The organism is Pseudomonas sp. ZL2 (assembly GCF_054788455.1).
Genome location: NZ_JBGOGX010000051.1, coordinates 163,100 through 183,381, shown reverse-complemented (window position 1 = coordinate 183,381; position 20,282 = coordinate 163,100). Strand labels below are relative to the sequence as shown.

Here is a 20,282-nt window from a genome sequence, read left to right as displayed (position 1 = left end):
TAGCGAGGGGACCCGAAGCGCAGCGTAGGGCCGTATGCAGGAGCAAGCGGTTTTGCCTACCTTTTCCCAAGAGAAAAGTAGGCCGCCGTAAAGGCGGAAGGGGCCGGCAGCCGCACCACACCGAATGGATAAGCCCGCAGCTTCAAAAACCCAACCCAAGCCCCTGAAGAGCCATAAAAAACCCGGAGAGGGACACTCACCGGGTTTCTTCATCTATTACTCAGCGTGCGGCGCCGAGCTTGCCTTTTTCGTCGGAGAAGACGATCTCGACCCGACGGTTCTGCGCCCTGCCCCGCTCCGAGGCGTTAGCCTCGACCGGATACTGGTCGCCGTACCCTTCGACCTGGATGCGTTTTTCATCGACACCCAGATCGATCAGCATGTCGGCCACTGCCTGAGCCCGATCACGGGAGAGCTTGAGATTGTCTTCCGGCGCACCGGTACTGTCGGTGTAACCCTCGATACGCACGACCCGCTTGGGGTTGAGCTGGAGGAACTGCACCAGCTTGAGCACGGTACGGCTGGCGGAGTTCTTCAGCTCCGCATGGCCGGTATCGAACAGCACGTCGCCCAGGGTCATGACCAGACCACGGTCGCTCTGCTCAGTGGCCAGGCTGACGATCTGCGCCTCCAGCCACTTGCCCTGCTGCTGCACGCTGGCAAGCTTGGCTTCGCGCAGGGCCAACTGCAGGCGCTGACGCTCGAGCTCGAGTTTGGCCAGGCGCTCCTGATTGAGGACCAGGTTGCTGTGCTCGCGGGCAATGTCGCTGTAGCGCTGGCTCAGGTAGGCATAGTGGCGCACATCGGCACCGGTCCCCAGATAACTGGACAAGCGCTCGGCACGGGCCAGCGATTCACCGGCACGGATAACGTCACGCGGCGCACTGCGCAACACGTCGGAATCGTCCTTGACCGTCTGGAACTTGGCCGTGGCCTCATCCAGCGCCGTCTCGCTGCGCTGGCTGGCGCAGCCCTGCAGGCCCACTACCCCGACCAACAATAATGCCGCCAAAGGTTTGATCGAACTCACCGCTGCTCTCCCAACTGTTTACGCAGGCGATTGACCCGCGACTGCAGCAAGTCCAGCTGCTCCTTGCTCTTGACCGTCAGCACCTGGGCCTCGGCCAGGCGTGCATCGAGCTCGGCCTGCTCGGCGCGCATGCGCGCGTCGCGATAGGATTCGCTGGTCATGTTGGCGCGGGCGCGGGCCAGTTTGTCTTCAGCCAGCTTCAGCTCTGCCACTTCATCGGTGGCACCAACGGCCTTGGCCTGCTCCAGCGCCTGTTCGGACAGGCGTAGCTGTTCATTGGGGGCCGGGTCATTGGCGCATCCGGCCAGGGCCAGCAGCGCCAGGGCGGCGAATAGTGAATGAGTTCTCACGCAATCTTCCTACTGTTTAGGGGCATCCAGCGGTGCCTGCATCTGCGCTTTCCAGCGCTCGACATTACGTTGCAGTACCGCTTGGGACACGCCGGAGGCCGGCAATTCTGTCAGTTTTTTTGCCAGTTGTCCGCGTAACCAGGCGTCATTGCATGCCGAATTATGCGACAGCGCCAGGTACAGCCCAGGGCGGTCCAGGGGCAAGCCGCGGGCAATCAGCTCGTTGCTCATGCCCAGGGTCTGGGCCATGGCCATGCCGGCGTAGCGACCGGCCAGCACATAGTCGACCTGGCCGAGCAGCAGTTTCTGGAATGCCTGGGTCAGGTTCTGCGCCGGCGCCAGCTTCAACTGACTCTTGGCGTAGGCGGAAAATTCGGGCGTCAGCCGGGCTTTCTCCGACACACTGCCTTGATGCTCGTGCAAATCGGACAAGGTGTTGTAAACCAGTGGCGAATCGTGACGAGTCCAGACCACGTATTCATTGCTCAGCAACGACGGGTGAACATAGTCGACGGTGGTCAGTTCGGCCACCGCGAAGGGTGAATCGATCAACAGATCGACGCGCCCGCTGCGCACCTCATCCAACGCCTGACTGCGGGTACCGCTGTCGAGGACTTCAATCTTCAGGCCCAACTCGCCGGCAACCTGCCTGAACAGGTCGACGTTGGCGCCAATCAGGTGCTTGGGATCCTGCGGGTCGCGCCATGAATACGGCGGGGCATCGGGGCTGCCGGTGGCCACCAGCCGCTCGCATTTACCCACCGCCCAGGCCTGCAACGGCATCAGCACCGCAGCAGCCACCAGCGCCGTGTTTATCCGGCCACGCCATCCCATGCAACGACTCCCTGATCTTTTTAGCCCGAATGAAAAAGCCCGGTCCGCCGGGCTGTGCAAGGCTGGCCTGCACAGCCCGAACGGACCGGGCTCTTTTATAAGTGAAGCGGCTGGATTAAACCAGCTTCTCCAGCTCAGGGATGGCTTCGAACAGGTCAGCCACCAGGCCGTAGTCGGCCACCTGGAAGATCGGCGCTTCTTCGTCCTTGTTGATCGCAACGATCACTTTGGAGTCTTTCATGCCGGCCAGGTGCTGGATCGCGCCGGAGATACCGACGGCGATGTACAGCTGTGGTGCAACGATCTTGCCGGTCTGACCGACCTGCATGTCGTTGGGTACGAAACCTGCGTCGACCGCAGCGCGCGAAGCGCCAACGGCTGCGCCGAGCTTGTCGGCCAGGGCGTACAGGTGCTTGAAGTTTTCACCGTTCTGCATGCCGCGACCGCCGGAAACGACGATTTTGGCAGCGGTCAGCTCAGGACGGTCGGACTTGGCCAGCTCTTCGCCAACGAACGCCGATTTGCCAGCGTCGTGGGCAGCAGCGACGGCTTCAACGGCAGCCGAACCACCTTCGGCGGCAACGGCGTCGAAGCCGGTGGAACGCACGGTGATGACCTTGACGGCAGCGTTCGATTGCACGGTGGCAATGGCGTTACCGGCGTAGATCGGACGCTTGAAGGTGTCAGCCGATTCAACCGAGATGATCTCGGAGATCTGGTCGACGTCCAGCAGCGCGGCAACGCGTGGCAGGATGTTCTTGCCGTTGGAGGTGGCAGGTGCCAGCACGTGGCTGTAGCCCTTGCCCAGCTCGGCTACCAGCGGCGCGACGTTCTCTGGCAGCTGGTGAGCGTAGGCGGCGTTGTCGGCAACCAGGACCTTGGCAACGCCGGCGATCTTGGCGGCAGCTTCAGCGACGCCACCGACGTTCTGGCCAGCGACCAGCACGTGGATGTCGCCCCCGATCTTGGCGGCAGCAGCAACAGTGTTCAGGGTGGCCGGGGCAACGGCACCTTTTTCGTGTTCAGCGATAACCAGGATAGTCATTTAGATTACCTTCGCCTCGTTCTTCAGTTTCTCGACCAGTTCAGCAACCGACTTGACCTTGATACCGGCGCTGCGGGCAGCCGGCGCTTCGACTTTCAGGGTCTTGTTGGTGGAGGCGGTAGAAACGCCCAGCGCGTCTGGAGTAACGGTCTCCAGCGGCTTCTTCTTGGCCTTCATGATGTTCGGCAGCGACGCGTAGCGTGGCTCGTTCAGGCGCAGGTCGGTGGTGACGATGGCTGGCAGGTTCAGCGCAACGGTCTGCAGACCGCCGTCAATTTCACGGGTGACGTTGACCTTGTCGCCAGCAACCTCGACCTTGGAGGCGAAGGTGCCCTGGGCGTAACCGCTCAGCGCAGCCAGCATCTGGCCGGTCTGGTTGTTGTCGCTGTCGATGGCTTGCTTGCCAAGGATTACCAGCTGCGGTTGCTCTTTGTCGACCACTGCCTTGAGCAGCTTGGCCACGGCCAGCGAAGTCAGCTCTTCAGCCGATTCGACCAGGATGGCGCGGTCGGCACCCAGTGCCAGGGCAGTACGCAGTTGCTCCTGGGCAGTGGCCGGGCCGACGGTAACGACGACGATCTCGCTCGCAACACCCTTCTCTTTCAGGCGTACGGCTTCTTCTACGGCGATTTCGCAGAAGGGGTTCATGGACATCTTGACGTTAGCAAGGTCGACGCCGGAGTTGTCCGCCTTGACGCGAACCTTGACGTTATAGTCGACCACTCGTTTGACAGCTACAAGAACCTTCATGGATTCCTCGTTACTCTCCGGTGAAAAGAATGTCGCCTGGGGCAAACCCGGCGATTGCGCGTGGGTACAAGGGCACCTCTAAAAACGATCACAGGTGGACGAATTTAACCCTGACCTAGCAGTCTCGATTCGGCCTGTCAGTTGCAAAACCCGTGGGGCATTATTTGTCGTGGCGTGTAAACTCCACTACAAAGCGGGTTGTGGCGTAACTGCCCTGCTTTTCGCCTGGTTTTTAGGGGTGCTCCTGCATCCGACGGTCAGCCTACGGCGAGCGCAAAACCGCTCGTATCTTGACCGTAACGCCCAATCCGGTCAATACGGCAAACCGGTCAGCTTCAAGCCGCGCTTCTTTGATTTTACTGGCCTGCGGCAAATTCAAACAAACGTTTGTATTGGACCCCGCGAGTGGTGTAGATATAATGCGCGGCCAAGAGAAAGCGGTGTAGTCCGTCATCGCTCGAGCTACAGCCCGAGCGTCTGAAAAATGACCGCCTGACACCCGCCAACAAAGAAAAACCGATGAGCCTTGAGTAGGAGAGAACCTGTGGAACGCGAATACATGGAATTCGACGTGGTCATTGTCGGCGCTGGCCCGGCTGGCCTGTCCGCCGCCTGCCGACTGAAGCAGAAGGCCGCCGAAGCCGGTAACGAAATCAGCGTCTGCGTGGTCGAGAAAGGCTCGGAAGTCGGCGCCCACATCCTCTCCGGTGCGGTGTTCGAACCGCGCGCCCTGAACGAACTGTTCCCGGACTGGAAAGAGCTCGGCGCCCCGCTCAACACCGAAGTCAAACGCGACGACATCTATGTGCTCAAGGATGCTGGCAGCTCGATCAAGGTCCCTGACCTGTTCGTGCCCAAGACCATGCACAACGAGGGCAACTACATCATCTCCCTGGGCAACCTGTGCCGCTGGCTGGCCCAGCAGGCCGAGAACCTGGGCGTGGAAATCTACCCGGGCTTCGCCGCCCAGGAAGCGCTGTTCGACGAAAACGGCGTGGTCCGCGGGATCATCACCGGCGACCTGGGTGTCGACCGTGAAGGCAATCCCAAAGAAGGCCTGTACACCCCGGGCATGGAGCTGCGCGGCAAGTACACCCTGTTCGCCGAAGGCTGCCGGGGCCATATCGGCAAGCAGCTGATCAAGCGCTTCAACCTCGACAGTGAGTCCGACGTTCAGCACTACGGTATCGGCCTCAAGGAAATCTGGGAAGTCGACCCGTCCAAGCACGAGCAAGGCCTGGTGGTGCACACCGCCGGCTGGCCGCTGGACGTGATAAGCGCCGAGAACACCGGCGGCTCGTTCCTCTATCACCTGGAAAACAACCAGGTGGTGGTCGGCCTGATCGTCGACCTGTCCTACAGCAACGCCTACCTGTCGCCATTCGATGAGTTCCAGCGCCTCAAGCACCACCCGGTGATCAGCAAGTACCTCGATGGCGGCAAACGCATCAGCTATGGCGCCCGCGCCATCAGCAAAGGCGGCCTGAACTCGCTGCCGAAGATGGTCTTCAACGGTGGCGCGCTGATCGGTTGTGACCTGGGTACCCTGAACTTCGCCAAGATCAAGGGCAGCCACACCGCGATGAAGTCCGGCATGCTCGCCGCCGAAGCGGTGGCCGACGCCCTGCTGGCCGGCAGCGAAGGCGGCGACCAGCTCAACAGCTACGTCGAAGCGTTCAAGGCCAGCTGGCTGCATGAAGAGTTGTTCGCCAGCCGTAACTTCGGCCCGGCCATGCACAAGTTCGGCCCGATCTTCGGTGCGGCGTTCAACTACGTCGACCAGAACTGGTTCGGCGGCAAGCTGCCGTTCACCCTGCGCGACACCAAGCCGGACTACGCGTGCCTGAAGCTGGCCGCCGACTCGAAAAAAATCGACTATCCAAAACCGGATGGCAAGCTGAGCTTCGACAAGCTGAGCTCGGTGTTCCTCTCCAGCACCAACCATGAAGAAGAGCAGCCGTGCCACCTGAAACTGGCCGATGCAAGCATCCCGATCGGTACCAACCTGCCGCTGTACGACGAGCCGGCCCAGCGTTACTGCCCGGCAGGCGTGTACGAAGTGGTCACTCAGGAAGACGGCAGCAAGCGCTTCCAGATCAACGCCCAGAACTGCGTGCACTGCAAGACCTGTGACATCAAGGACCCTTCGCAGAACATCACCTGGGTCACCCCGGAAGGCGCCGGCGGCCCGACTTACCCGAACATGTAAGTCTACCGGTAAATACAAAAGCCCCCTCGCCGTAGTGGCCAGGGGGCTTTTCAATGGCCGCAATTCAGCAGCGTACAGCTTCGTCTTCGAAGGTAGTCGCTTCTCGCGCACCGAAGTACATCGCCGTCAGCAAGCCCACCGCCCCCATGATCAGACAGAAGCCCACACACACCCATGGGCTCCACGGCATCAGGGCAATCAGCAGCAACGGAGTGGTACTTGCCCACAAGGCGTAGGCAATGTTGTAGGTGAAGGAAATGCCCGACACCCGAATCTGCGCCGGGAACAACCCGACCATCACCGACGGCACGACCCCGACGACCCCACAGGCCAGTCCGGCCAGGGCGTAGGCCATGCCGGTCCAGCCCCAGCCACCGACCAGACTGGCATAGAGGCCGGCAATACCCAGTGGCAGCAGCAGGCTGTAGATCATCAAGGCACGCCAGGCGCCGATACGGTCGACCAGCAAGCCTGCCAGCACGCAGCCGATGTTGAGGAAGACGATGCCCATGCTGCTCAAGGCGAAGGTGTGCCCGGCGCTCATGCCAAAGCGCTGTTGCATCACCGTCGGGGTGATGACTACCAGCACCACCACCGCCGAGGTCAGCACGCAGGTGAGCAGCGCGGCCGGGATCAAGGCGCGGCGATGCTCGCGCAAGACAGTCCGCAGGGGGAATGCAGGCGGCTGGTCACGGCGCTCGCGCAAGGCCAGGAACACTGGCGTCTCGCTCAACCAGCGGCGCAGCCACACACCGATCACGCCAAACACGCCGCCGAGCAGGAATGGATAGCGCCAGGCGTAATCGAGGATTTCCTGCGGGCTGAACAGTTGCGCCAGCGCCGTGGCGGTCAAGGCGCCGAGCAGGTAGCCGAAGGTCAGCCCCGCCTGCAGGAAGCCCAGGGCATAACCGCGCCGCCCGGCTGGCGCATGCTCGGCGACGAAGGTCCAGGCGCTTGGCACCTCGCCCCCTACCGCCGCGCCCTGAAGGATGCGCAAGGCCAAAAGGATCAGCGGCGCCGCGTAGCCGATATCGGCGTAGGTGGGCATCACGCCGATCAGCAGGCACGGCAAGGCCATCATCAGGATACTCAGGCTGAACACCCGCTTGCGTCCCAGGTGGTCGGCAAAATGGGCCATCAGGATGCCGCCCAGCGGCCGCGCCAGGTAACCGGTGACGAAGATGCCGAAGCTCTGCAGCAAACGCAGCCATTCGGGCATCTGCGGTGGGAAAAACAACTGGCTCAGGGTCAGGGCGAAGAACACGAAGATGATGAAATCGTAGATCTCCAGCGCCCCGCCCAGGGCTGCCAGGCCCAGGGTCTTGTGGTCGCTGCGCGACAGCCGCAGCGGGCGCGCAGGGTCAGTGGCAGTCATAGAGGTATCCGCAAGTGATCGGAGCCTGCGCGATCGCGCGCGTCAGGGCAAACGCCAGAGGATAGCAAAAGCCGCCCGGCCATACCCAGCGCAAAGGCCGGTCCAGGCTCAGGACTGACGGGAAAACGCGGTCTGGGCGAAGTTCATCCGCCGCGGGGCATAGCCCTGGAGGGGGGCGTGCTCGGGGATGCCGGGCAGGCGCCCGATCACTTGGGGCGAGTCGATGATGTTCATGAAGGACTGAATGGTCTCGTTGTCCGGGACCTTGGGCAGGCTGATATTCACTGCCCGGCGCTGGCTGTCGGGAATCGAGGGGATCTTCAGATGTTGCGACTCGTACAACAAGGCGTGCTGGATCTGTGGATTGACCCGGCAAAACCGCTCCAGGTCGACCCCGGCATGGCTGGCCAGGTCGATATTGCCCAGCAGCAGATTGAACGGTTGCAGTGCGCTCTGCACCAGACGCTGCAAATCTTCGAAGCTCTCGACCGGAGCGATGCGGTAATAGCCCATGCCATTGAGCATCCGCTCCAGTTGCAGCAACTGGTTTGGGTGCTCGTCGGCAATCAGGATCCGCAGCGATTTGTTCGGCATCGTTTATGACCAAGGCTGAGAGCGTTAACGACGTTCCTTGACCATACTGCGCCAGATCATCAATTGCAGGCTATTGGCGGGCACTTCGCCAGATAAAGGGTCTTTACTGATAGTTGTCGGGAAATCGACATAAATCAAGCAACGCCTCTACGGAATTTTCACAAATTCCCACGCACACCGCCTACTGCGACTCCCAATCGCGCATGCGCAGCCGGCAGTGTTTCATGGCGTTAACAATATGTTTTTCCACCACACTGCGCGAAATACCCAGGCGCTCGGCGATCTGCGGATGCGACAAGCCATCAAGCTTGCGCAACAGGAAACTTTCGCGGCACGGCTGGCTGAGTTCGGCCAGGGCGCGCTGCATCAACTCCAGGCGCTGGTTCAGGTCCATGCTCTGGGACGGCGCGGGGGAAAAGAAACGCTCATCGCTGTCGAGCACTTCAAGCGGCTCGACCTGACGCAGCAGGCCACGCCGATGGCCATCGATCACCAGGTTCAGGGCCGTGCGGTAGAGAAACGCCCGCGGGTGTTCGATTTCACTGCCACCGCTGCGTTCAAGCACGCGGATGTAGGCATCGTGAGCAATGTCTTCGGCTGCCTGCCGATTTCCCAGACGAGCACAAAGGAAACTCACCAGTTCGCGATAGTAGTTTTCCAACACAGCACCTGACCGCGACATCGAAGGGAATTCTCTGACTCAAGGGTGAGCGGATAAGGATGATGGCAGTATGCAATAATACAAATTATAATTATTCTCAGCAAGCTCAGAACCATTCCCGGTAAATTCTGCGCTAATCACCTCGTTTATCTGGGAGCTTCCCGTGCCTGTCGTGATAGGGCGACAGGCTGTAGTCACGGGCCACTCTTTCTGGCTGGAAACCCCGCATGAGACGCTTCTCCAACACCCGTCGCCTGTTGCTCTGCGGCCTGGGCCTGCTCAGCCTGGGCGCCCTGCTCGCCTGGAAAACCCTGCCCACTGGCGGCGACCCGCACAGCACGGTAGCAGTGACCCGCGGCGATATCGAAAGCAGTGTCACCGCCCTGGGCACTCTGCAACCCAGGCGCTACGTAGATGTCGGTGCGCAAGCGTCCGGACAAATCCGCAAGCTGCATGTAGAAGTGGGCGATCAGGTCAAGGAAGGTCAATTGCTGGTGGAAATCGATCCCTCGACCCAGCAGGCAAAACTCGATGCCGGGCGTTTCTCGATCGACAACCTCAAGGCCCAGCTCGATGAGCAGAAAGCCCAGTACCAACTGGCCGAGCAACAGTACCAGCGCCAACGCCACCTGGCTGCCGGGGGCGCGACCCGCAATGAAGACGTGCAAAGCGCCCAGGCCCAGCTCAAGGTGACCCAGGCGCGCATCGACATGTACCGCGCACAGATCCGCCAGGCACAGGCCAACCTGCGTAGCGACGAAGCCGAACTGGGGTACACGCGGATCTACGCACCGATGTCCGGCACCGTGGTCGCCGTTGATGCCCGCGAAGGCCAGACCCTCAACGCCCAGCAGCAAACTCCGCTGATCCTGCGCATTGCCAAGTTATCGCCGATGACCGTATGGGCTCAGGTCTCCGAAGCCGATATCGGTCATGTCAAACCTGGCATGCCGGCCTACTTCACCACCCTGGCCGGCGGCAAGCGCCGCTGGACCAGCAACGTGCGGCAAATCCTGCCGGTGCCGCCAAAACCCCTGGACCAGTCCAGCCAGGGCGGCGGCAGTCCGAACAGTTCCAGTGGCAGTGGCGCCAGCAGCAAAGTGGTGCTGTACACCGTGTTGCTGGATGTCGACAACCCGGACAACGCCCTGATGGCGGAGATGACCACCCAGGTGTTCTTTGTCGCCGGGCAGGCCAGCAAGGTCCTGACGGTGCCGGTAGCGGCACTGGATGAACACGCCGATGGCAATGACCTGCGCATCGCCCAGGTGCTCGACAGCAACGGCAAGGTCAACCAGCGCCAGGTGCGCACCGGATTGAGCGACCGCCTGCGGGTGCAGGTGCTCGACGGCTTGGCCGAAGGCGAGCGCCTGCTGATCGGCGCACCTGCCGCGAGCGGGGGTTGAATGTCCACACCCCTGATTGAACTGCGCGATATCCGCAAGTCCTATGGCGGTGTCGATACGCCCAAGGTTGAGGTGGTCCGCGGCATCAGCCTGGCCATCCACCCCGGCGAGTTCGTTGCCATTGTCGGCGCCTCCGGCTCCGGCAAGTCGACACTGATGAACATCCTCGGCTGCCTGGACCGCCCCACTTCGGGCAACTATTACTTCGCCGGCAAGGACGTCGCCGAGCTCGACAGTGATGAGCTGGCCTGGCTGCGCCGCGAAGCTTTCGGTTTCGTCTTCCAGGGTTATCACCTGATTGCCTCGGGTTCGGCGCAGGAGAACGTCGAGATGCCGGCGATCTACGCCGGCACGCCCGCCGTCGAGCGCCATGCCCGCGCCGCTGCCCTGCTCGACCGCCTGGGCCTGGCCAGCCGTACCGGCAACCGTCCGCACCAATTATCCGGCGGCCAGCAGCAACGGGTGTCGATTGCCCGTGCGCTGATGAACGGCGGACACATCATCCTTGCCGACGAACCGACCGGCGCGCTGGACAGCCAGAGCGGTGCCGAGGTCATGGCTCTGCTTGACGAACTGGCCAGTCAGGGTCACGTGGTGATCCTGATTACCCACGACCGCGAAGTTGCAGCGCGGGCCAACCGGGTCATCGAGATTCGTGACGGCCTGGTGCTCAGTGACTCGGCGGCATCGCAAAACAGCCCTGCCCCCACCGCCCCTGGCTTGCAGGCCGAAGACCTGCGCCAGCGCCTGGATCAGGGCGCAACCGCAAGCGGCGCCTGGAAAGGCGAGCTGGTCGAAGCCCTGCAGGCGGCGTGGCGGATCATGTGGATCAACCGCTTCCGTACTGCCCTGACCCTGCTCGGAATCGTCATCGGCGTAGCCTCGGTGGTGGTCATGCTGGCGGTCGGCGAAGGCAGCAAGCGCCAGGTCATGGCGCAGATGGCCGCCTTCGGCTCGAACATCCTTTATCTCAGCGGCAGCGCGCCCACCTTGCGCGAACCGGCTGGCGTCATCACCCTCAATGACGTTGCCGCGGTGTCCAGCCTGCCCCAGGTGAAGATGATCATGCCGGTGATCGGCAACTCGTTGATGGTGCGCTACGGCAACAACAACCAGCAGTTCTATGTCGGCGGCAACAACACCTACTTCTCCGAGATCTTCAACTGGCCGGTGGTCGAGGGCAGCTTCTTCACCGAAGCCGACGAACAGAGCGCGGCGGCCGTGGCGGTCATCGGCCAGAAAGTGCGCGAGAAACTCTTCGGTGCCGGAATTGATCCCATCGGCCAGTACATCCTGGTCGAGAACGTGCCCTTCCAGGTGGTAGGCATTCTCGCCGGCAAAGGCGCAAGCTCGGGCGATCAGGACAGCGACGAGCGTATCGTGGTGCCCTACTCGGCCGCCGCCATCCGCCTGTTCGGCAGCCGCGACCCGGAGTACGTGACCATCGCCGCCGCCGATTCACGCCGGGTTGCCGACACCGAAGCGGCCATCGACCGCTTGATGCGCAAGCTCCACCACGGCAAGCACGACTACGAACTGACCAACGATGCCGCACTGATCCAGGCTGAAGCGCGCACCCAGAACAGCCTGTCACTGATGCTTGGCTCGATCGCCGCGATCTCGTTGCTGGTCGGCGGCATCGGGGTGATGAACATCATGTTGATGACCGTGCGCGAGCGCACCCGCGAGATCGGTATCCGCATGGCCACCGGTGCGCGCCAGCGCGACATACTGCGCCAGTTCCTCAGTGAAGCGGTGCTGCTGTCGATGGTCGGCGGCGTCACCGGCATTGCCCTGGCGCTGTTGATTGGCGGCGTGTTGCTCCTGGCCGATATTGCCGTGGCCTTCTCCTTGCCCGCCGTGCTCGGCGCCTTTGCCTGTGCAGTGATCACCGGCGTGGTGTTTGGTTTCATGCCGGCCCGCAAAGCCGCCCGCCTCGACCCGGTCAAAGCCCTAACCAGCGAATAATCCATGAACCTGCCCAGCCGTCTCAGTTTCCTGTCGATCAGTTTGGTGCTTGCCGCCTGCACGTCGACCGCCCCTACACTTTCGAGCGGCCTGCAGGCGCCAGCGCAGTGGCAAGGCCAGGCGACCAGCACCCCGCTGCCCCACGAGAACTGGTGGCGGCAGTTCTCCAGCCCCGCGCTTGATCAACTGATCGAACAGGCCAGGCGCAACAGCTTCGACCTGGCCGCTGCCGCAGCGCGTATTCGCCAGGCCCAGGCTTCGGCGGTCATTGCCGGCGCGCCGTTGTTGCCCGAGCTCAAGTTCGGCCTCGATGCCAGACGCCAACGCCTGCTGCATGGCAACGGCTTCGACCAGCTCGATGCCAGCAGTCGCGAACGCACCAGCACCTCGTTCGGCACCCGCTTGAGCGCCAGCTACGAAGTGGACTTCTGGGGCGGCAAGACTGCCGCACGCGACAGCGCCCTGTTCAACCTGGATGCCAGCCGTTTCGATCGCCAGACCGTCGAACTGACCCTGCTCAGCGGCGTCGCCAACAGCTACCTGCAGAGCCTGGCCCTGCGAGAACAGGTACATATTGCCCGCCTCAATCTGAGTAATGCCGAGGATGTCCTGCGCCTGGTCGAAACCCGCTATCAATCCGGCTCGGCCACCGCCCTGGAACTGGCCCAGCAACGCAGCCTGGTTGCCGGTCAGCAACGCCAGGTACCACTGTTCGAGCAGCAGTTGCAGGAGGCGCGCATCACCCTGGCGACCTTGCTCGGCGAGCCGGTGCAGGCGCTGCCCGCCCTTGAAGAATCGATCACCCGCCTGAACTGGCCGCAAATCGGCAGCGGGGTGCCCAGCGAGCTGCTTAGCCGCCGTCCGGATATTGCCACCGCCGAAGCCAGCCTGGCCGCCGCCCAGGCAGACGTGCGGGTGGCCCGCGCGGCGATGCTGCCGAGCCTGACCCTGGGCGCCGACCTGGGTTCAGGCGCCGATACCTTTGCCCAGGTGATGCGTAGCCCCTACTACACCTTGAGTGCCGGGTTGGCTGCGCCGATCTTCAACAACGGCCGCTTGCGCGCCGAACGCGACAAAGCCCGCGCCAAGCAGGATGAACTGCTGGAGAATTACCGCAGCAGCATCATCAACGGCTTTGCCGATGTCGAAAGGGCCATCAATGGCATCAGTGGCGTCGACCAGCAGCGCCAGTCGCAGGATGAGGAAGTGGAGCAGGCGCAGATCGCTTTCAGACTGTCTGAGCGCCGCTACCAGGCGGGTGCCGAGACCCTGCTGACAGTACTGGAAACCCAACGCACGCTGTATCAAGCCCAGGACCAGCAGGTACAACTGCGCCTGGCCCGGTTGCAAGGCAGCGTGGCGCTGTACAAGGCATTAGGTGGCGGATGGCAGGTGGTTCGCTAAATCATTGACCTGCCTGCACAAACCCTGTGGGAGCCGGCCTTGCCGGCGATGGCCTGCAAAGCAGGCCCAACACAAGGAATCAGGAAACAATCCCGCGCAATGACAGATGCCGCGCATACCAGGGCCGTTGCGGTACCCGGCGTACCAGGTCGCCAATCTTGTCGTCGTCGCCAAAGGTAATGCGCAGGGCCAGCTTCATGGTCTCGACATCCATTTCCACCGATTTGCCGGGGAACATCCCTGGCGTAGTGCTGCAACCATGGGTCACCGGCCCCAACCACGGGTCATCGACCTCGACCCAGCGCCCCGGGGCAAACCACTGCACGCCATTGACCTCAAGGCGCCGCACCTGCCCCGGGTTATAGCGCTCATGGGCGCGGTACCAGTCCTCGATGCGGTCATCGATCCAGCCGTGAAAGCCCCAGAACACCGGATTCACATGGGACGAGAACGGGTCGCCGAGAAAGTCGTTTTCTGCTCCGTACCAGCGCCCGGCAAAATCGGCCGGATCACGGGCAAAAGGCACCGGCGCGCCGTTGACCGGATCGCGCGGCACCGAGGCCCAGCACATGTGCAGCCAATCGTGCAGGTTCATTTCCAGCTCCGAGCCGAACGCCCCGAGGGTCAGTCTCGACAGGTACAGCGGGTCCTGGTACTGCGACTCCCAGACCTGGAAGTTGCTGCAGAACGTCTCGCCGGCCTTGATCGCCGACACCCACTGCCCGTAGGCATTGTCGCCCGGCGCCCGCCAGCTTGGCGGTACGCAGTAGCCGTCGTGATTGTCGTAGTAGCGCGCAAAGCCCTGGCGGTCGAGCTCGACGCTCGGTTGCGGCAAGGGGAAATGCGTCCACGACGGCAGGTCCTGCATTGACCGGGCGGTACCGAGCATGTGCCGGTGCATGAACAGAAAGTCCACGCCCGAGCCATTGCGGTGCTTGCGCGGGCCACGGGCATCACGCTCCTTGTCACGCGGGCCGGGCTGCCAGCCCAGGCCGCGCAAGGCACCGTGCTTTTCTTCAGACAGCCGGTGCCACTTGTCACGGGTTGCATGCCAGAGCTGATGGAACAAACGGTGCTCGGCGCTGATCAGCCAAGCCTGCAACTGCGGCGTGTAGGGCAAGCGTTCACGGGCTTCGGGGAACAGGCGCTTGACCGCGACGAAATGGCTGTCGGCCAGGGGCAAGGCCATCGAGCGATCCAGCGGCTGCAAGCGGCCGCTGAGCGTGCCGCTGCCGGCATTGCCGAAACTGCCCCAGACCTCGTCCAGGCTGGCTGAACATTCGTAGCCAGGCCCGTCCTGAGTGCTCATCAGCCGCCAGCGCACCGAGGCCGTGGAGGCACCGACCAGATCACCCAGCACCCGGTAGGCTGCCGGCGCATCGCTGCCCAGGACGCTTTCGCTGTCCACGTACCCACGCAGGCCGCGGCCCTTGGCAGCGACGTCCAGGTACATCAGCACGCCTTCCCGGGGGACGCCTGCCAAGCCGCCGTCGGCACCCGCGAAACGCAGCTCCCAGACCCCGCGCAACTGATCGGCCAACTGCTGGCCGGCAGCATCGGCCAGTTCGACACTGGCCTCACCCGGGGTAACGATGTCGTCTTCTGGATCATGGGTCAGTTGCTTGTGCGCGTAATAGGCGGCTGGCACGGTCGCGCCCGCCACTGCCAGGCCTGCTATGAATCCTCGTCGCGAAATCGTCATCGTCCTACCCGTATCAGCCATGAAGCAGGCCTTATCCAAGCTAGGACGTATGCTGGCGAGGGAAATTTAACCGCGGCGGCCGTCGGCTAATTCAGCAGCCAGGCGTTTCGTTTTCCAGGTACCCCCCTTGCCAGAGGTACCGCCCATGTCCGCCTCCACTTCACTGACCAACGCCCTGGGCAATGGTCTGCGCAAGCTGGCCGGCAAACCCGCCAAAGCCAGCGCCTACCGCCTGTTCGATGTTCAGCTCAAAGCCATCATCGCGCTCAGCCCGTCGCTCACGCGTTTCGTCTTCAGCGGTGAGGATGTCGCGCAAATGCACAGCCTGGCCGCCGATCAGCGCATCAAGATTTTCTTCCCCTCTGCGAATGGCCAGCCACCGCAGTTGCCCAAGCACGGCTCCTGGCAGGATGCCCGCCGTGGCCTGAGCGCCGAGCAGAGCCCGCCGATGCGCACCTACACCATTCGGGCGCTGCGCCGCGAAGCGCAGGAGGTGGATGTCGAGTTTGTCCTGCACGGCGTCAATGGCCCCGCCTCGACCTGGGCGACCCAGGCCAGGATCGGCGATCGCTTGCAGATGGTGGCCCCGAACCTGGCCTTCGATGGTGATCCGGGCGGCTATGAGTGGCGCCCGCCCAAGGCTCTGCGCAACCTGTTGCTGATCGGCGATGAAACCGCCCTGCCGGCAATTGCCGGCATACTCGAACAAATCGCCAGGGACCTGCCCGAGGTGGCAGTCCAGGCCTTTATCGAAGTGCCTGGCGAAGCCGATTGCCTTGATCTGGCTTGCAGCCCGGCAACCGAGCTCAGCTGGTTGCCACGCGATGTACTGCACTGCACCCATGGCGAAGCGATGATTCACGCCAGCCGCGAACTGGCACGCCTTCCACCCACCGTGGCCGGAGCAGGCCTGAAGGTCAAACTGGAGGAGGTCGATATCGACCGGCAGATCCTCTGGGAACTGGCCAAACCCGGCAGCGGTGATTTCTATGCCTGGATCGCCGGCGAGTCTGCCGCTGTGATGAACATCCGTCGCTACCTGATCACCGAGCGCGGGCTGGACCGTAGCGCCCTGACCCTGATGGGCTACTGGCGCGCCGGTCGCACGTTCGACTGAGGGCCATAAAAAGGGCTCTTCACTGAATCCGGGGTTGGGGGGCGCGAGCTTATCCATTCGCTGTGGCGCTGCTGCTGGCCCCCCGAGATTCAATGAAGAACGATAAAAAAGCCCGGTGCACTGCCCCGGGCTTTTACATGCCTGGGCCGTTTACAGGCTGGCCACCGCCGCAGCGACAGCACGAGCAAAACGCGCCGCCACCTCATCAACCTGCTCGGCAGTGATAATCAACGGTGGCAGAAAGCGCACCACCGCGCCCTGACGACCGCCCAGCTCCAGAATCAGGCCGCGCTTGAGGCATTCGCGCTGCACCAGGGGGGCCAGACGCGGGCAGACGGCTGGATGCCCTTGGGCATCGACCTGCCCTTTGGGATCGACCAGCTCGACCCCCAGCATCAGACCGCGCCCGCGGATATCACCCAACTGCGGAAAAACCTCCTGCAAGCGGCGCAAGTGGGCCACCAGGCGCTCGCCCATGGCCTGGGCGTGAGCGCACAGGTCATGTCGCTTGAGGTAATTGATCACCGCCGAACCCGCAGCCATGGCCATCTGGTTACCGCGGAAGGTGCCGGCGTGGGCGCCAGGCTGCCAGGTGTCGAGCCACTGGCGATAGACCACCACCGCCAGCGGCAGGCTGCCGCCGATGGCTTTGGACAGCACCACCACATCCGGAGTGATGCCAGCGTGCTCGAAAGCGAACATCTTGCCAGTACGGGCAAAGCCACTCTGGATTTCGTCGACGATCAGCGCTACACCGGCTTTTTCAGTGATGCGCCGCACACCGCGTAGCCATTCGATGTCCGCCGGAATCACCCCGCCTTCGCCCTGGACCACTTCGACAATCACCGCCGCCGGCAGTTGCACGCCGCTTTCTGGATCGCTCAGCAAGTTTTCCAGGTAGTGCAGGTTGACCTTCACACCCTCCTCGCCGCCCAGCCCGAAGGGGCAGCGGTAGTCATAGGGGTAAGGCAGAAACTGCACGCCATTGGCGAGCAAGGCAGCCAGCGGCTTCTTCGGCCCCAGGCTGCCCATCAGGCTCAGGGCGCCTTGGGACATACCGTGGTAGCCGCCCTGGAACGACAGTACGGTGTTGCGTCCAGTGGCGGTGCGCACCAGTTTCAGCGCCGCTTCCACCGCATCGGTGCCGGTCGGACCGCAGAACTGGATCTTCGCTTCGCTGCGCAGTTGCTCCGGCAGCAGGCTGAACAGGTCCTGGACGAACTGGTCCTTGACCGGCGTGGTCAGGTCCAGGGTGTGCAGCGGCAGCTCATCGGCCAGCACCTGCTGAATCGCCTCGATCACCACCGGGTGGTTGTGACCCAGCGCCAGGGTACCGGCACCGGCCAGGCAGTCGATGAACTGACGCCCTTCGACGTCCTCGACATAAATGCCACGGGCGCGCTTGAGCGCCAGCGGGATTCGCCGCGGGTAGCTGCGGGCATTGGATTCCTGCAGTTTTTGCCGCGCGAGCAACGGCGACTCATCGAACGCGTAAAGTGTTTCAGGAGCGTCTGCGGCTGAAGATACCGGCAGCGCCTGGGCAAGGCTGGTAGCGACTGACATCTGGGGAAACCCTCGCAAGCAAGCGGATGTGCCCGTCACGCGCCTGTTGCCAGAGGTGTGCGGGTTGTTGTCGCTTGAAAAACGCTTCAGCGCAGCGAGGATTTAGCCGCTCGCCCCTCGCCTGTGAGGATTTTTGTCAGCGTCCTGCTGCCCAGGCCAGTCAGGCCGGGTTCGCTCGCAGCGGAATATGCAGCAGCACCCGCAAGCCGTCGCTGCGGCTGTCGAAGCGCAAGCTACCGGCACAACGCTGGACAATCGCCTGGACGATGGCCAGGCCCAGCCCGCAACCGCCACTCTGGCTGTGGCGCCAGAAACGCTCGGTCAGGTGTTCTATGTCTTGCTCGGGAATGCCGGGGCCATGATCGCGCACGAGGAATGCCACCCGGTCCTGGTCCATCTGCACCGCCAGCTCCACGGGTTCGCTTCCGCGGGTATGACGCAGGGCGTTGTCGAGCAGGTTGCGCAATGCCGTCACCGCCAGCGGGGTAGGCATCCCGAGGTAGACCTGGGCCGCGCCCGGCGCCAGCTGCAGATCAATACGCCGGGCGTTGTCGACGCCGGTGTCCTGAATCGCCTGGCGAGCAATCTGCTCGGCATTGCATTGCAGTCCGTCTTCAAACGACAGGCGACCCTCCACCCGTGCCAGCAACAACAGTTGCTCAAGGGTCCGGTGCAGGCGATCAGCGCCCTGCTCGGCATGTTCAAGGGCCTGCTCGCGCACTTCGCCGTCGGTCATTCGCGCCACCTGCAGGTGAGTCTTGATTGCCGTCAGCGGGCTGCGCAATTCATGGGCCGCATCGTCGGTCAGCCGGCGTTCGCGCTCGATGGTCTGGCCGATGCGCAAAAACAGCTGGTTCTGGGTTTCCAGCAACGGCTGCAACTCGCTGGGCAGGCCGCGCACCTGCAGCGGCTCGAGGGAGTCCGGGCTGCGCCGGCGCAAGGCATCGCGCATGCGATTGAGCGGGGCCAGGCCCTTGCCAACCCCCATCCACAGCAAACCGAGACTGCCTAGCAATGCCATCAGCACCGGCGCCGAAGCCGCTAGCAGAATCGAGCGGTTCAGTGCCTCGCGCTCCTGGTGCCGGTCAGCGGTGGTAATGCGTACATCGCCGTGGGCATAGGTAAAGCTGCGCCAGCGCGCACCATCAATGGTCTGGTCGTGGAAACCGCTGCGCTGATCATCAAGGGGCTGCTCGTTGTTGTGGCTGCGGGCGAGGATTTCGCCACGCAGCGAACTGACCTGGCAGGCCATGCCATCGACGCTCAGTTGATCAGCGCTCAGGCGCGTACCCTCGCCCTTGCTCGACAACGGCTGCGGCAACTGGTCGACCAGGCCGGCGACCATGCGCGCCGAGGCCACCAGGCGCTGGTCGAGGGAAAACATCATCTGCATGCGCAGGTCGCGCAGCATCCAGGCCGCGGCCAGCACCCAGATGACGATGAAGGCGGTACCCAGGATCAGGGTCAGGCGCAAACGCAGGGTCATGGTTGCGGCTCCTGCGGCAATTGCGCCGGCCCCAGGCGATAACCCAGGCCACGCACCGTCTCGACGATACCGTTGCCCAGCTTGCGCCGCAGGTGATGGATATGCACGTTCAGGGCATTGCTCTCGACCTCATCGCCAAAACCGTAAACGCTGTCCTTGAGCTGCTCGCTGGAAAGCACCCGGCCACGGTTGTGCAACAGTGCCTGCAACAGCGCCTGTTCGCGACGCGACAGGTCGACCGGCTGGCCACCCAGGCAGGTTTCGCGGCTGCTGGGGTCATAGCTGAGCGGGCCGTGCTCAATGATGTTCACCGCTCGCCCGGCAGCGCGGCGCAGCAAGGTGTGCAGGCGTGCAGCCAGTTCGCGCAGGTCGAAGGGTTTGAGCAGGTAGTCGTCGCCGCCGGCCTGCAGGCCATCGACGCGGTCGGTGACCGCATCACGGGCGGTGAGGATCAGCACCGGCAACGACTCGCCCTGCTGCCGCAGGCGCTGCAACAGCTTGAGACCATCTTCGTCGGGCAGCCCCAGGTCGAGCACCATGACGTCGAACGCCGCGGCCTGGAGCATGGCCTGGGCCGCGCCGGCACTGGCCACCCGGTCGACGGTCATGCCCTGGGCGGTCAGGCCGGCACTGATGCCGCTGGCGATCAGGTCATCATCCTCGCAGAGCAGTACGTGCATGGTGGGGTCTCGGTCAGTAAAGGCCTTATTCAAGCCCAGGCGGATTAACCCAGGATTATGCCGCGCCCAGGCGCAGCCGTCGCGGCCCGGGCGACAGCCGTTGGTTGC

The 20,282-nt window shown here is 63.1% G+C and carries 17 protein-coding genes; 5 read left to right on the top strand and 12 right to left on the bottom strand.

Annotation, left to right across the window (positions count from 1 at the left end):
• Positions 1–220: 220 nt before the first annotated feature.
• The 5 genes from ABM562_RS24140 to ABM562_RS24120 all read right to left on the bottom strand — a co-directional run bounded on the left by ABM562_RS24140 (position 221) and on the right by ABM562_RS24120 (position 4,009).
• Entirely contained in the window at positions 221–1,030 is an 810-nt protein-coding gene (locus tag ABM562_RS24140; protein ID WP_115087947.1) for an OmpA family protein, read from the bottom strand.
• Positions 1,027–1,380 carry a DUF4398 domain-containing protein gene (locus ABM562_RS24135; RefSeq protein ID WP_115087948.1) on the bottom strand — a complete coding sequence of 118 codons (354 nt, stop codon included), beginning with the start codon at positions 1,378–1,380 and terminating at the stop codon, positions 1,027–1,029. Before ABM562_RS24135 ends, ABM562_RS24140 begins: the two co-directional genes overlap by 4 nt.
• 9 nt (positions 1,381–1,389) lie before the next feature.
• Positions 1,390–2,214, bottom strand: coding sequence for a substrate-binding periplasmic protein (locus tag ABM562_RS24130; RefSeq protein ID WP_460423579.1), 825 nt, complete (start codon positions 2,212–2,214; stop codon positions 1,390–1,392).
• A gap of 115 nt (positions 2,215–2,329) precedes the next feature.
• Positions 2,330–3,259 (bottom strand): electron transfer flavoprotein subunit alpha/FixB family protein, encoded by a 930-nt coding sequence (locus tag ABM562_RS24125; RefSeq protein WP_115087950.1) that lies wholly within the window; start codon positions 3,257–3,259, stop codon positions 2,330–2,332.
• Entirely contained in the window at positions 3,260–4,009 is a 750-nt protein-coding gene (locus tag ABM562_RS24120; protein ID WP_010224703.1) for an electron transfer flavoprotein subunit beta/FixA family protein, read from the bottom strand. It abuts the gene before it with no gap.
• Between the two features lie 544 nt (positions 4,010–4,553).
• On the opposite strand from ABM562_RS24120, the gene ABM562_RS24115 reads away from it, so the two are divergent.
• Complete coding sequence (locus ABM562_RS24115; protein ID WP_134063073.1) at positions 4,554–6,218, top strand: electron transfer flavoprotein-ubiquinone oxidoreductase; 1,665 nt, start codon at positions 4,554–4,556, stop codon at positions 6,216–6,218.
• A gap of 64 nt (positions 6,219–6,282) precedes the next feature.
• Here ABM562_RS24115 and ABM562_RS24110 read toward each other — a convergent pair whose 3' ends face one another.
• The 3 genes from ABM562_RS24110 to ABM562_RS24100 all read right to left on the bottom strand — a co-directional run bounded on the left by ABM562_RS24110 (position 6,283) and on the right by ABM562_RS24100 (position 8,848).
• Entirely contained in the window at positions 6,283–7,593 is a 1,311-nt protein-coding gene (locus ABM562_RS24110) for an MFS transporter (RefSeq protein ID WP_115087952.1), read from the bottom strand.
• Between the two features lie 108 nt (positions 7,594–7,701).
• On the bottom strand, positions 7,702–8,187 hold the full coding sequence (locus ABM562_RS24105) for a histidine kinase (RefSeq protein WP_115087953.1): 486 nt from the start codon (positions 8,185–8,187) through the stop codon (positions 7,702–7,704).
• A 181-nt stretch (positions 8,188–8,368) separates the two neighbouring features.
• Positions 8,369–8,848, bottom strand: coding sequence for a sigma-70 family RNA polymerase sigma factor (locus tag ABM562_RS24100; RefSeq protein WP_115087954.1), 480 nt, complete (start codon positions 8,846–8,848; stop codon positions 8,369–8,371).
• 227 nt (positions 8,849–9,075) lie between these two features.
• Here ABM562_RS24100 and ABM562_RS24095 point away from each other — a divergent pair, with 227 nt between their 5' ends.
• Genes ABM562_RS24095 through ABM562_RS24085 form a run of 3 tightly spaced genes read left to right on the top strand, consistent with a single transcriptional unit; the run spans position 9,076 to position 13,626 of the window.
• Complete coding sequence (locus ABM562_RS24095) at positions 9,076–10,254, top strand: efflux RND transporter periplasmic adaptor subunit (RefSeq protein WP_115087955.1); 1,179 nt, start codon at positions 9,076–9,078, stop codon at positions 10,252–10,254.
• Positions 10,255–12,222 carry a MacB family efflux pump subunit gene (locus tag ABM562_RS24090; protein WP_115087956.1) on the top strand — a complete coding sequence of 656 codons (1,968 nt, stop codon included), beginning with the start codon at positions 10,255–10,257 and terminating at the stop codon, positions 12,220–12,222.
• Between the two features lie 3 nt (positions 12,223–12,225).
• Positions 12,226–13,626 carry an efflux transporter outer membrane subunit gene (locus tag ABM562_RS24085; protein WP_115087957.1) on the top strand — a complete coding sequence of 467 codons (1,401 nt, stop codon included), beginning with the start codon at positions 12,226–12,228 and terminating at the stop codon, positions 13,624–13,626.
• 79 nt (positions 13,627–13,705) lie between these two features.
• Here ABM562_RS24085 and pvdP read toward each other — a convergent pair whose 3' ends face one another.
• Positions 13,706–15,328, bottom strand: a complete 1,623-nt coding sequence (gene pvdP, locus ABM562_RS24080; RefSeq protein ID WP_460423575.1) for a pyoverdine maturation tyrosinase PvdP — start codon at positions 15,326–15,328, stop codon at positions 13,706–13,708.
• A 145-nt stretch (positions 15,329–15,473) separates the two neighbouring features.
• On the opposite strand from pvdP, the gene ABM562_RS24075 reads away from it, so the two are divergent.
• Positions 15,474–16,445 (top strand): siderophore-interacting protein, encoded by a 972-nt coding sequence (locus tag ABM562_RS24075; protein ID WP_258578962.1) that lies wholly within the window; start codon positions 15,474–15,476, stop codon positions 16,443–16,445.
• A gap of 150 nt (positions 16,446–16,595) precedes the next feature.
• On the opposite strand, the gene ABM562_RS24070 is transcribed toward ABM562_RS24075, so the two are convergent.
• The 3 genes from ABM562_RS24070 to ABM562_RS24060 all read right to left on the bottom strand — a co-directional run bounded on the left by ABM562_RS24070 (position 16,596) and on the right by ABM562_RS24060 (position 20,174).
• Positions 16,596–18,008 carry an aspartate aminotransferase family protein gene (locus ABM562_RS24070; protein ID WP_115087960.1) on the bottom strand — a complete coding sequence of 471 codons (1,413 nt, stop codon included), beginning with the start codon at positions 18,006–18,008 and terminating at the stop codon, positions 16,596–16,598.
• 160 nt (positions 18,009–18,168) lie between these two features.
• A complete protein-coding gene (locus tag ABM562_RS24065; RefSeq protein WP_115087961.1) occupies positions 18,169–19,494 on the bottom strand; it encodes an ATP-binding protein in 1,326 nt (441 codons plus the stop codon).
• Entirely contained in the window at positions 19,491–20,174 is a 684-nt protein-coding gene (locus ABM562_RS24060; RefSeq protein WP_233674767.1) for a response regulator, read from the bottom strand. Before ABM562_RS24060 ends, ABM562_RS24065 begins: the two co-directional genes overlap by 4 nt.
• Positions 20,175–20,282: the final 108 nt, after the last annotated feature.